The organism is Mesorhizobium sp. U510 (assembly GCF_059180695.1).
Window position 1 is genome coordinate 2,181,900 of the sequence record NZ_CP180532.1, and the last position, 12,174, is coordinate 2,194,073.

The 12,174-nt window shown below is 61.8% G+C and carries 10 protein-coding genes; all 10 read left to right on the plus strand.

Annotated features, from left to right (window positions below):
* Positions 1 to 335: 335 nt before the first annotated feature.
* On the plus strand, positions 336 to 1,304 hold the full coding sequence (locus tag ACLGL5_RS12415; protein WP_069091153.1) for an omptin family outer membrane protease: 969 nt from the start codon (positions 336 to 338) through the stop codon (positions 1,302 to 1,304).
* Positions 1,305 to 1,728: 424 nt separating this feature from the next.
* Entirely contained in the window at positions 1,729 to 2,691 is a 963-nt protein-coding gene (locus tag ACLGL5_RS12420; RefSeq protein WP_069091155.1) for an ArdC family protein, read from the plus strand.
* Positions 2,688 to 2,846, plus strand: a complete 159-nt coding sequence (locus ACLGL5_RS12425) for a hypothetical protein (protein ID WP_171903255.1) — start codon at positions 2,688 to 2,690, stop codon at positions 2,844 to 2,846. Before ACLGL5_RS12420 ends, ACLGL5_RS12425 begins: the two co-directional genes overlap by 4 nt.
* Before the next feature lie 44 nt (positions 2,847 to 2,890).
* A complete protein-coding gene (locus tag ACLGL5_RS12430) occupies positions 2,891 to 3,310 on the plus strand; it encodes a DUF2958 domain-containing protein (RefSeq protein WP_069091156.1) in 420 nt (139 codons plus the stop codon).
* Between the two features lie 79 nt (positions 3,311 to 3,389).
* Positions 3,390 to 5,075, plus strand: a complete 1,686-nt coding sequence (locus ACLGL5_RS12435) for a ParB/RepB/Spo0J family partition protein (protein ID WP_245307049.1) — start codon at positions 3,390 to 3,392, stop codon at positions 5,073 to 5,075.
* 213 nt (positions 5,076 to 5,288) lie between these two features.
* The gene (locus tag ACLGL5_RS12440; protein WP_069091157.1) at positions 5,289 to 6,263 is read left to right on the plus strand and encodes a hypothetical protein; all 975 of its coding nucleotides are present in this window, start codon (positions 5,289 to 5,291) and stop codon (positions 6,261 to 6,263) included.
* A gap of 419 nt (positions 6,264 to 6,682) precedes the next feature.
* Positions 6,683 to 7,864 (plus strand): 5-demethoxyubiquinol-8 5-hydroxylase UbiM, encoded by a 1,182-nt coding sequence (ubiM, locus tag ACLGL5_RS12445; RefSeq protein ID WP_069091158.1) that lies wholly within the window; start codon positions 6,683 to 6,685, stop codon positions 7,862 to 7,864.
* A 1,020-nt stretch (positions 7,865 to 8,884) separates the two neighbouring features.
* Positions 8,885 to 9,493, plus strand: coding sequence for a nodulation methyltransferase NodS (gene nodS / locus ACLGL5_RS12450; RefSeq protein ID WP_083246575.1), 609 nt, complete (start codon positions 8,885 to 8,887; stop codon positions 9,491 to 9,493).
* 673 nt (positions 9,494 to 10,166) lie between these two features.
* Positions 10,167 to 10,760: a NodA family N-acyltransferase gene (locus ACLGL5_RS12455; protein ID WP_069091160.1), complete on the plus strand. Its 594-nt coding sequence runs from the start codon at positions 10,167 to 10,169 to the stop codon at positions 10,758 to 10,760.
* Between the two features lie 127 nt (positions 10,761 to 10,887).
* Positions 10,888 to 12,162 (plus strand): chitooligosaccharide synthase NodC, encoded by a 1,275-nt coding sequence (gene nodC / locus ACLGL5_RS12460; RefSeq protein WP_069091161.1) that lies wholly within the window; start codon positions 10,888 to 10,890, stop codon positions 12,160 to 12,162.
* Positions 12,163 to 12,174 lie beyond the last annotated feature (12 nt).

Sequence of the window (12,174 nt, forward strand, 5' to 3'; positions counted from 1 at the left end):
TTTGCTATGGGCTGCTCAAAGCAACCTGCACGATCTCAGCGGATTGAGGTCCGGCGTGGTCGCTGCCTGCCGCTGCAATCGTACCAGCATCGTCATCGCAAATGTGTGCCTCGGATAATGCAGGGGTTCCCGTCACGCCGGCTGCCCGGAACGCATCGGCAAAAACCGCCGTCAATCGGGTCACGCCAACGACGTTTCCTTGAGTGTTGAGGAACAGAGCCGAGGGCGGCGATTTTGCCAACCTACAGGGGCGCTGCATAGACGACCGCACGTGACGTGCACCCGGTTACGCTGCGTATAACCAAATGGCGGATCATTCCCATGAGGGTAGTCCTATGAAGTTGTACGCGAAAGTCTTTGGTGGAGCGGCAGCGTTGCTCGCTGCCTGGCCGGCGATGGCCAGCGACGCGGTGGCGAGCGAACCGGCGCCCTACAATCCCAATTTCTCTTTCGTTGGCGGCGTCGGCGTCATCGACATCGAGGCCAACGAGCTGGTCTATCAGGCTCCCGGCAGCGGCTCGAAGCTGAGCCACCTTATCTGGGAAAGCACCTCTGCGGTCATTTCAGCCGAGATGACGGCGCGCAGCGAGGCCGGCTGGACCGCCAAGCTTTCCGGCCAGATCGCCTTCAGCGGCAACAGCTACATGGAAGACTATGACTGGATCCCGCCATTCTCGACCAATGATGGCTGGAACGACTGGAGCAACCGTTCGCGCCATTCCGACACCGATCTTGATTACTTCTATTCGGCAACCGTCGCGCTCGGCCACGATTTCCAGTTCAGCGACCAGCTGCTGATCAACGTCAACGGTGGTTTCAAGTACACCTCGGTCAAGTGGACTGCCTATGGCGGCTCCTATGTCTACAGCGTTGCCGGCTTCCGGGATTCGGTTGGCGACTTCCCAGGAGACGCAAAGGCCATCAGCTACCAGCAGAAATTGCCGGTCGCCTTCGCCGGCATCGATGCGACCTATGTCCAGGATCGCTGGAACTTCGGCTTTGCGCTGAAGGGCGGCACGACCTTCTCGGCCGGCGCTACCGATCATCACTGGATGCGTGACCTGCGCTTCGAGGATGATTTCGAATCGGCGCCGGTTCTGATGGTCGGCGGCAGCGTCGGCTACCAGTACAACGAGCGGACCAGCTTCTTCGTCTCCGGTTCCTACGAAAAGGTGTTCACCGCTCGCGGCGACTACAACACCTATGACATTGCGACCGGCAAAGAGACTGGCGGCCAAGACGACTGGATCGGCGGCGATTTTGCCGCGGCGACGGTGATGGTCGGCATCAAGACCTCGTTCTGATTGAACGAGTTCGACCGAAACACCAAACCGATGTCCGCACGGCGCCGAAATCTGACGCGCCCGCGCGCCTGACGGCGCGTGCCGGGTGCTCGTGAACCGAGCCCGCTTTTTCTTCGCCAGGCTCAGGCGGTCTCGGCCATCCGGCTTCGCCCCCTGGCGCGGGCAGCCTGTCGGCTGCTGACGGTCGCCGCCCTGTCGGCCGGCGCGGTTTGTCCGTTGGCCGTTCCCGGCGGCGCGGGGTGGGCGGCACTCCCTTCTAGGCCCGCCGCGGCATCCCGCAACCCTTCGCTTCGCTTCGGGTCCTCCTCTTCGTTCCGGTCCTTCGGATGCGGGCCGCCTCCGACGGCGAGCCTTTCCGGTCGCGTCTCGCCGCCCACCCCGCTTCCGGGGAAAGGCGCGGGATTGAAGAGCGGAGGACCAGACGATGCGTGCAAAACACCAGCGTTCCGGCAGCCGAGAGGCTGGCGCGGGCAGGGGCGGGCGCTCGGGCGCCAGCCTTTATCAGGAAATCACGGACCGCATCATTGCCGAACTGGAGCGCGGCACCGTGCCATGGGTCAAGCCATGGGGCAGCGCAAAGTCCGACCTCGGCCTGCCCAGCAACGCGGCCACCGGGCGCCGCTATTCCGGCATCAACATCCTCATCCTGTGGGGCGCCGTCATCGAGCGCAGCTATCCCGGCCAGAACTGGCTGACCTTCCGGCAGGCGCTTGCCCTTGGCGGCAATGTCAGGAAGGGCGAGCGCGGCACCACAATCGTGCATGCCGACCGCTTTGTCCCAAAGGGCGAGCAGGAGCGCGCCAAGGCCGATGGCGACGAACCGCAGGCGGTCCCTTTCCTGAAGCGCTTCACCGTCTTCAACGTCGCGCAGTGCGACGGCCTGCCCAAGCACCTTTATGGCAACGCCGAACCGCTGCCCGAACGCCAGATCGTCCCGCAGGCCGAGGCACTTATTCGAGCAAGCGGCGCGGATTTCCGCATCGGCGGCGATCGCGCTTTCTACATGCCGGGCAGTGACACCATTCAGGTGCCGCCGCAGCCGGCGTTCTTTCAGCAGATCGACTATTACCGCACCTGCTTCCACGAGCTTGGCCACTGGACCGGCCACCCGGCGCGGCTGGCGCGCGACCTCTCCGGCGCCTTCGGTTCCAAGACCTATGCGCGCGAGGAACTGGTTGCCGAAATCACCGCAGCCTTTGTCTGCTCGACGCTCGGCATCGAGCCGACCGTGCGCCATGCCGACTATATCGGCACATGGCTGAAGGTGCTGCGCGAGGACAATCGCGCCATCTTCCGCGCCGCCAGCCTTGCCTCCAAGGCCGCCGATTTTCTTCTCGGCTTCAACGCCGAGGCCGAAGGCGCGCAGCAAGACGAGATCGCGGCATGAGCGCGCGCGATCGCCACACCCCCGAACCGACGCCGCAAGGCGAGCAGACGCTCATTCCCGGTGTCCGGCCGCTCACCACGCGCGACCGCCTCGCCCTTTTGGCCGACGCGACCGCGCGCGGCGCAAAAGCCGCTCGATATCGGGCTGTTCGATGACGCCCCCAGAAATCAACGCGACCTGTTTTGAGAGGAGTTTTCCCATGATCCTGATCACCGACGAGCTTTGCGCCCGGCTGCTCGCCAATGGCGCAACCGACACCGAAACCGACCATGTCCCGGTGGTCAAACTGTTCGATCCGACCGGGCCAGCAACCTGGCTTCTCACCGAACTCGACGCCGACGGCGACACCCTTTTCGGCCTTTGCGACCTCGGCATCGGCTTCCCCGAACTCGGCAGCGTCAGTCTTGCCGAGCTTGCAAGCGTCAAGGGGCGGCTTGGCCTCGGCATCGAGCGCGACCTCTGCTTCAAGCCGCGCTTTCCGCTCTCCGTCTACGCCCAGGCAGCGTGCAGCGCCGGCCACATCACCGAAGCCGTGCGGCTGCTGCGACAGGCGGCAGAGGCCCTTGGCAACGCCCATTCCAAGCTTCCGCCCGATACGGCGGAACAGACGCGCCGCTAGGCGCGAAAACCGTCCCGCCGCGCCGGCTTGCAGCCTCTGCGGCGGGGAAATCCCACCCCTGAAACGAAGGAGACAAACCATGCAACTTGCCCACATTCCGCTTGATAAGCTCAACATTTCCGCGCTCAACATGCGCCATTCCAAACGCGCGCCCGACGTGTCGGACATCCTGCCGTCGGTTCGCGCGCGCGGCGTCCTGGTGCCGCTTCTGGTGCGGCCCAACGGCACGCCGGAAAGCTTCGAGATCGTCGCCGGCCGGCGCCGCTATTTCGCCGCGAAGTCGCTCGCCGACGAGCGCGGCGAGGGCAATGCCTTGCCCTGCGCCATCATGGAAGACGGCGACGACGCCGACGCGCTCGAGGCCTCGCTGATCGAAAACTTCGCCCGGCTCGATCCCGACGAGGTGTCGCAGTGGGAGACGTTTTCGCGGCTGATAAGGGAAGGCCGCACCATTCCAGATATCGCCGCCACCTTCGGCATCACCGAGCTTCTGGTCAAACGCATTCTGGCGCTCGGCGATCTTCTGCCCAAGATCCGCGAGGCCTATCGGCGCGAGGACATCGACGCCGAGACGGCGCGCCATCTGACCATGGCCTCCAAGGCGCAGCAGAAGGATTGGCTGGCGCTTTATGCCGACCCCGAACAATACGCGCCACGCGGCCACCAGTTGAAGCAATGGCTGTTCGGCGGTCAGTCGATTTCCACCAAGGTGGCGCTGTTTGCCATCGAGGATTATCCGGGCCTGATCGTCTGCGACCTGTTCGGCGAGGACAGCTATTTCGCCGATGCCGACCTGTTCTGGCAAAAGCAGAACGAGGCCATTGCCGCCAGACGCGATGCCTATCTGGAAGCCGGCTGGCCCGAGGTGGCCGTGCTCGAACCGGGGCAGCATTTCCAGTCATGGGACTATGAGAAGACGCCGAGGAAGAAGGGCGGCAAGGTCTTCATCTCAGTCTCGCATCGCGGCGCGCTCGACGAAATCCCCGCCAGGCCGTCGCTGCCGGAACTCACCGGGCCGATGCAGAACTATGTCGATCTGCACCGCCACGGTGCCGTGCGTACCGCCATGCTCGACCATCCTTGTGTCGCGCTGCGCCTGATGGTGGCGCATGCCATCGCGGGTTCGGGCCTGTGGCAGGTTCGCCGCGAGCCGCAGCGCACCGCCAATGAAGCGGTGGCGGCAAGCATCGCAGCCTGCAAGGCCGAAGCCGCATTCGCCGAAAAACGGCGCGCGGTGCTGGCGCTGCTTGGGCAGGCCGACGAGGAGGGTGCGATAGCCGGCGGCAATGGCGACGCCTTTGCGCTTGCCGCCGTCTTCGCCCGTTTGCTCGCACTTTGCGACGATGACGTCATGCGCGTTCTCAGCCTTGTCATGGCCGAGACGCTCGAAGCCGGCAGCCGTCGTCGAGGCCCTCGGCAACCATCTCAGCATCGACATGGGCGCGTGGTGGCAAGCGGACGACGCCTTCTTCGACCTGCTGCGCGACAGGGAGATCGCCAACTCGATGCTGGCCGACCTCGCCGGCAAGCATGTCGCCGACGGCAATGTCGCCGAGAAGGTCAAGACGCAAAAGAAGATCATCCGCGATTGCCTCGCGGGCGAGAACGGCCGCGAGAAAATCGACAACTGGCTGCCCAACTGGATGAAATTCCCGGTCGAAAGCTACACGAAACGCCGCGGCTTCCGCACCGCCGATCAATGGGCGAGCGTCCAGCCGCTGTTCGTCCGCCAATAGCTGCCAAGCCGGGCGGCGGCTCTTTTTAAGTGCCGCCGCCTCGTTTGCCTGCCGCTGGATATTGGCTGATGCGCACGGCGATCCGAACAGCATTTGCCACGCGCAAGGCTATTGTGCGTTGCGCAAAAACCGACGCGCGCCTACACGTCCTTCCGTTGCGGGAATCGGGCTTGGACCAGCGGCGAGGCAGTGAAAAGAGATGCTTCGTCGATATCATATTGCATTCATAGCTGAGGACCTTCATGACCCTTTCGAGCCCTGACAAATCCGGCGCCACCAGTCTCGAGGCCATCGCGCGAAACGGCGGCGTGCTGCGCCGCATCGCCGTGCGCATTCCGACCTATCTGTCGGACATTCGCGAGAACCCGGCATGGCTGCCCATGTTCGTGCTCGCCCGCACCATGCCGGCGCGCCGGATGCACTGGCGTGGGGCAAAGCCGGTTCGCGTGTCGCAAAAAGCCCACGATACCATGTTTGCCGGCGTCGATCGCCAGGACGTTCTCGAGGCGCTGCGGTCGGACGGGCTGTTTTGCGGGCTCGTCCTGCCGACTTCCATCCATGAGGAGATCGCAGCCTTCGCCCGCTACACGCCTTGTTTCGGCAATTTCGATCGCCGTCTCGAATTCATGGCTGAGGACCATGCCGAGGCCGAGACGCGTTTCGGCCGCTCGCTGCTCAGCGGCCACTTTTTCGAACACATCCTCGGCTGCAAGGCAGCGGTCGCCATCCAGAACGACCCGCTGCTGCTCGACATCGCCGCGCATTATCTGGGCGCTCAGGCGAAACTGATCACCACACGCGTGTGGTGGAGCTTCCCGACCAGCGAGGCTTCCGACGCCGACAAGAACCGTGCCTCGCTCGGCAAGTATCATTTCGATCTCGATGACTGGCGGATGCTGAAATTCTTCTTCTATCTGACGCCCGTCGACGAAGGCACCGGCCCGCATGTCTATGTCCGTGGCAGTCATAACCGCCGCGCCATCAAGCATCAGCTGACGCTGCTTGTCGGCCATCCGGCGCAGGAGGTTCTCAAGGTCTATGGCGATGACAGCCCCGTCACGCTGACCGGCGAAGCCGGCCTCGGCTTTGTCGAGGATCCGTTCGGCTTCCATATGGGCACCGTGCCTTCGCGCACGCCACGGCTGATGATGGAAGTCGGCTTCGGCGTCTCCCCGCCCTCGCGCCGGCGCTTTCATGGCGAGCCGGTTATTCGCTGATCTCGCAAAAGTCCTTAAAACAGCCTTCCCCAGATCAGACGCCTGGTTCTTCCTTGGGCTGGCTGGTGCCATGGCGTCGTCATGGGATCAGCTGGCACATGACTGGATTGGATCGATGTCATCTGACGCCGGTTGGGCCTCGACTGACCCAGATCAAGGCCACGCCCTTGTCGGCGTGGTTTGATCGCCCAGTCCTTCACGGGAAAACGCATGGGCTGACCGACAGCCTGGTCGTCGCTCCCATCATCTTGACAATCCAGATCATACAGCAGGCAAATGACGCTTCACCAGCCAGGAACCGACGTGAGAACCGCGCTTGAGGCGATGCGGGCAATAGATCACAGCGCAATCGATGCACGACCTGCGGCTCGACTCCCCCAACATCTCACGAAGAGAACCGACGCGCTGGCGCCACGCTGATGGCCGGCTGTGACGACAGCTTCGACATTATTGTCGTGGGCGCCGGGCCGGTCGGACTTTCCTTCGCCGCATCGCTTGCCTATAGCCAGCTCAAACTGGCGGTTGTCGAAGGGCAGTCCCTGGAAAGACTGGCAAGTCCGGCTTTCGACGGTCGCGAGATCGCGCTCACCCACGCCTCGATTGGAATCCTTCGCGAGCTCGGCGCCTGGGATGTTATCTCCGCTTCGGACAAGTCACCGCTTCAAGGCGCACGCGTCCTCAACGGATCGAGCCCGTTTGCGTTGTGTTTCGATTCCCCCGGCGGATCCGCGGAACCACTGGGCGTTCTGGTCCCGAATTGCCAGATCCGCGATGCCCTGTTCAAGATCATCCGCTTGCGGGGCCATGCCCGGCTGCTGTGCGGCCACTCGGTCGTGCGTGCAACAAACAGCCGTCAAGGAGCAGTGATAACGCTCTCCAATGGCAGGCAGCTGAGCGCTCGGCTTCTCGTTGCAGCCGATTCGCGTTTTTCCGCCACCCGCAATCTGCTCGGCATTGGCGCCGATATCAATCGGCTTGGCAACTCGATGCTGATTTGCCGGGTGAGGCACGAGCGCCCCCACCGCCAGATCGCGATCGAATGGTTCGATCACCATCAGACGGTGGCGATGTTGCCCCTCGCGCCAGGCGTGTCGTCGCTGCTTTTGACTTTGCCCTCAAACGAGGCCGACGGACTGCTTGCCCTCGACGACGAGTTGTTCCTGAGGGAGTTGACAAAGCGCTGTCGAGGGCGCCTCGGCAACATGAGCCTGGCAAGCCAACGTTATATCTATCCGTTGGCCACGACCTGGGCGCACAGGTTCCGGGCGCCGAGCGCCGCATTGATCGGCGACGCTGCCATTGGCATGCACCCGGTGACCGCGCATGGCTTCAACATCGGCCTTGGCGGCCAGAAGCAGCTCGCCCGCGGTATAGAGACCGCATGGCGCGACCGTCGCGACATTGCCGACCCCGACATGCTCCACAGATATGAAAGCCGACTGCGCCTGTCGGCGGCGCCGCTCTATCACGCTACGAATATCCTCGTCGGACTCTACTCAAGCGAGCATCCGGCGGCACGGCTTGCAAGGCATGTCGGGCTGCGCCTCGGCCAACATCTTCCCTTTGTCCGTCATGGCATTGCGGCCATGCTGAGGCGGTGAACCCCAGTCACCATAGTCTCATCATCAGCGTGCTGGCGTCGTAGCAGGCTGGCGAGTGTGGTTCGATGTGAGCGGTCGCGGCTGCGCGGAATCGACGATCCCAGTGAAGAGCATGACGCCTTCCTCCCCTTGCATGGGCGAAAGCGTAATCTGCTCTTTCAAGCGTTCGTGTTCCTGGTTCGGGCGGACAACGAGGTATCTTTACACCAGGTAGCGGTTCCGCGGTTGCACGCTTGTCGTTCTCCACCATGGTCAGCCGCATCCGGCGCAGGCTGGTGATATTCTGCCTTCATCGGTCGTGCCCTGCCCAACAGCGCGACCGAGCAGACGGCATACGCGGCACAAGATGAGGTGGGCGGCCGAACGAACCTACACCTGTCCACCGCCCGAACCGGAAGCAGCGATCCACGGCATGGATCAGACTGCGGCGGCCCTCCGGCCACTCCTCCACAAACTCGATCGCGTCCGCGAGATCGACAATCTCCTGCGCAAGATAGGATCCATATTTGATGAAGATGGGGCTGCTGAATGCCGCGAGCCTCTTCCATCGCGGATCGTCAGCGTGTCAATCGCCGTGTGTGTGCGCAATTTCCGCGCGCCGCAATGCGTTTGCCGGCCAGCCACACAGGCGCGGACCCAGCCACGCCAATTCCGCCTTCGATGTTTTAGGGCGCGGATGGTTGTTATCCAAACAATCAATTTTGCCAATCCTGCCGACCCTATTAGGAGGGTGACCGAAATCAAGTGCCTCGGCCCGCAGTACGCCCGACGAAAAAGCCTGAGCACCAACCACCTGGGCCCTAAGGAGCAACAGAATGCAACGACCCGAATGCAGTGGAAATTGCTGCCGGGACGTTCTTCCTCATCGGTGTCTATGTCGCGCGTCAAACGGACTCGTGTTTTGACATCGGGTCTCACGAACGCCCCCGCTTCTCAGAATTAGCGTGCCCGGGTCCCGACCCTACCGACATCTGACGGCATTTGCAGCGCCGGTGATTGCTGCCTTAGCTAGGTGCGAATTTGACCCATAAAATCGATCATGAACTGCTGAATCGAGAAATGGCCGCAGACGATCCATGGCGGCTCGATGGCAACCCGTTCGAGCGGGAGCGCCACACCCAAATTCTCCGGTTGTCACTTGCGCAAGGTCGGGTCGCAAATGCGCTCGAAGTCGGCTGCGCTGCCGGCGCTTTTACGGAGCGGCTAGCCCCCATTTGCCAGCGGCTCACTGTGATCGATGTCGTCGAGCCAGCGATTACGCGAGCACGTTTACGCATGAAGGAGACGCCGCACATCAGCTGGATAATTTCCGATGTTCAACAGTTTTCGAGTGATGAGCTGTTCGACCTGATCGTCGTGGCGGAGGTTCTTTACTACGTCGGAGACCTCGTTCAGATCCGCGCGGCAGTCCGCAACCTGGTAGGTCTGCTTGCGCCAGGCGGGCAGCTGGTTTTCGGGTCGGCACGTGACGCCAATTGCCAACGCTGGGGGCACGCTGCTGGTGCAGAGACCACCATCGCCATGCTGAACGAATCGTTGACCGAGATCGAGTGCATCGAGTGCCGGGGCGCGTCGATCAATGAAGACTGCCTGTTGGCCCTCTTCCGAAAGCCGATTTCCGCTTCCTGATAAAACACTTGGAAACTGTGTGCGCTTCTGTGGTGTCAAGCTGACCCTCAGGTGCTCAAGCTAGGGGTTCCAGGCTGCCAAACCTCAAGCAATTCGTTCGAAGTAGCGCCATCCGGGCGCGCCCTCCTTCCCGCTCTCTAGGTGCTTTCACCGACAGTCCGGTTGACTGGCAACACTCGAAAGCATTGACCAGACGATTCCTGTTGGCGAGCGCGACCATCGCGCCATTGGCATGCCGCCTTGCCGCAACTTGTCGAGCCAGAGCTTCGCGGAACCTGTTTGCCGCCGGCGATCCAGAGCTGCGCGATCGCCATGCATCATCAGCGTGCGCCAACGGTCGCCGCGTTTGCTGACGCCTAACAGTCGGGCCATCCTCCACTTGATCGCTGCTTCGGCACGGGCGCAGCCACGCGCTGGCAGCCGCTCTTGAATCAGGTTGTGTCACCGACAGCTGCCATCGGTGCCGCCGCTTATCGGGCCAATCGAGCACGACCAGAAGGTTCAGATCAGGGCCTTTGAAAGGCATGGTTTTAACATCCATAGCGTGGATGCTCGCGATCTAAACAATCAATTTTACCAATCCGGGAGGGTCGTTCATAGACCCATGACATGCACCGCCATTGCTCTACCGCGTGAGGTGCACAAAAGAACCCGAAAAAGAGGAAGTCTTCGCATGCGCCCTGACATGCAGTGGAGGTTATGCTGGGAAAATGAGTTGCAGCTTCCCGAACACCTCGAACTCTCTGAGTTCTTCCGGAAGACCTATGAGCCGACCGGAGCCTTTAATGGGAAGCAATTCGCAGGCGGTCGAAGTTGGGCCGGTGCAAGGCCGGAGCTCCGCGTAATCGGCCGTGATGTGCACGGGGTAGCGGCTCACTTGGGCCTGCTGCGCCGATACATCAAAGTTGGCGACGATGATCTGCTTGTCGCTGAACTCGGTCTATACGGGGTGCGTCCGGATCTTGAGGGGCTGGGAATCGCCCATTCGATCAGCGTGATGTATCCGGTGCTGCAGCAGCTTGGCGTTCCATTCGCGTTCGGCTCGGTGCGGCCCGCGCTCCGGAACCATGTTTCGAGGTTCTGCCGCAAAGGCTTGGCGAACATTTTGTCGGGCGTTCGCGTGCGTTCAACCCACCCGGACGTGTACCTCGATCTGCCTCCCACGCGAGTCGACGACAACGTACTCGTCCTGGTGCTCCCAATTGGACGCTCAATGAGCGAGTGGCCGGCCGGCACTTTGATCGATCGGAACGGTCCAGAGCTATGAAGGACACCCGCTACGACGTCAGTCAGCGCGACCCGCCCCCATGGCGTTGATCGAGCTGATTCCAGCATTGGCCGCGGTTTTACTATCCGCCCGCTTCCCTCAAATTCACTGAAAAATCTGACATCTCATGAACCTATTTGCCTCAGCCAGTACTGTTGCCATCTGCTCTTACGCGCTGCTGTCGACTGTCTATAAAACCGCGCAGGTCTTTTATACCCTGCCTACAAACGTACCGCCGACCTTGGGCGACCCGCCCAGCGGTGAGCCTTGGCCGAGCGTCGATGTCATTATCCCGTGCTACAACGAGGCGCCTCGCACCCTCTCGGACTGCCTGGCTTCCATTGCAAGTCAGGACTACGCCGGCAAACTGCAGGTCTATGTTGTTGATGACGGTTCTGCAAACCGCGATGCCCTCGTGGGTGTACACGAGGAATACGCGGGCGACCCGAGGTTCAACTTCATTGCGCTCCCAAAGAATGTCGGAAAGCGCAAGGCGCAGATTGCCGCCATTCGCCGCTCGTGCGGAGATTTGGTGCTCAATGTAGATTCGGACACGATACTCGCCCCGGACGTCATCACCAGGCTTGCGCTAAAGATGCAAGATCAAGCGGTCGGCGCCGCCATGGGCCAGTTGGCGGCTAGCAATCGCAGTGAAACTTGGCTGACGCGGTTGATCGACATGGAATACTGGCTCGCCTGCAACGAAGAGCGGGCAGCGCAGGCTCGGTTCGGTGCCGTCATGTGTTGCTGCGGTCCGTGTGCCATGTACCGGCGATCCGCGCTTGTTTCGCTGCTGGATCAGTACGAGACGCAGCGCTTTCGAGGGAAGCCGAGCGACTTCGGCGAGGACCGCCACCTTACGATCCTGATGCTGAAAGCAGGCTTTCGAACAGAGTATGTCCCGGAGGCCGTCGCGGCAACAGTCGTTCCCAACAGCATGGGTCCCTATCTGCGCCAACAGCTTCGCTGGGCCCGGAGCACTTTCCGTGACACGTTGCTGGCGTTCCAACTGCTGCGCGGCCTTAATATTTATCTCACATTGGACGTGATTGGCCAGAATATTGGCCCATTATTGCTCTCTTTGTCGATTCTGGCGGGGCTCGCGCAATTCGTAACGACAGGTACTGTGCCTTGGACGGCATGCCTGATGATTGCAGCCATGACTATAGTTCGCTGCAGCGTGGCAGCGTTTCGTGCGCGCCAACTTCGATTTCTCGGATTCTCGCTCCACACACTCATCAACATCTTTCTCTTGCTCCCCTTGAAAGCATACGCGCTGTGTACATTGAGCAACAGCGATTGGTTGTCGCGAAGCTCGGCGGCCAATGTGCAAGACACCGGCGACGCCCTTCCAAAGCCAAACCTGGTGGGATCTGACGCCGCTTACAGCGAACAGCAATAGTTACTTGATCGC

What these genes read in the sequence shown, in the direction of transcription:
- ACLGL5_RS12415 (WP_069091153.1), top strand. Translation starts at nt 336, where the DNA reads ATGAAGTTGTACGCGAAAGTCTTTGGTGGAGCGGCAGCGTTGCTCGCT.
- ACLGL5_RS12420 (WP_069091155.1), top strand. Translation starts at nt 1,729, where the DNA reads ATGCGTGCAAAACACCAGCGTTCCGGCAGCCGAGAGGCTGGCGCGGGC.
- ACLGL5_RS12425 (WP_171903255.1), top strand. Translation starts at nt 2,688, where the DNA reads ATGAGCGCGCGCGATCGCCACACCCCCGAACCGACGCCGCAAGGCGAG.
- ACLGL5_RS12430 (WP_069091156.1), top strand. Translation starts at nt 2,891, where the DNA reads ATGATCCTGATCACCGACGAGCTTTGCGCCCGGCTGCTCGCCAATGGC.
- ACLGL5_RS12435 (WP_245307049.1), top strand. Translation starts at nt 3,390, where the DNA reads ATGCAACTTGCCCACATTCCGCTTGATAAGCTCAACATTTCCGCGCTC.
- ACLGL5_RS12440 (WP_069091157.1), top strand. Translation starts at nt 5,289, where the DNA reads ATGACCCTTTCGAGCCCTGACAAATCCGGCGCCACCAGTCTCGAGGCC.
- ubiM (WP_069091158.1), top strand. Translation starts at nt 6,683, where the DNA reads ATGGCCGGCTGTGACGACAGCTTCGACATTATTGTCGTGGGCGCCGGG.
- ACLGL5_RS12455 (WP_069091160.1), top strand. Translation starts at nt 10,167, where the DNA reads ATGCGCCCTGACATGCAGTGGAGGTTATGCTGGGAAAATGAGTTGCAG.
- nodC (WP_069091161.1), top strand. Translation starts at nt 10,888, where the DNA reads ATGAACCTATTTGCCTCAGCCAGTACTGTTGCCATCTGCTCTTACGCG.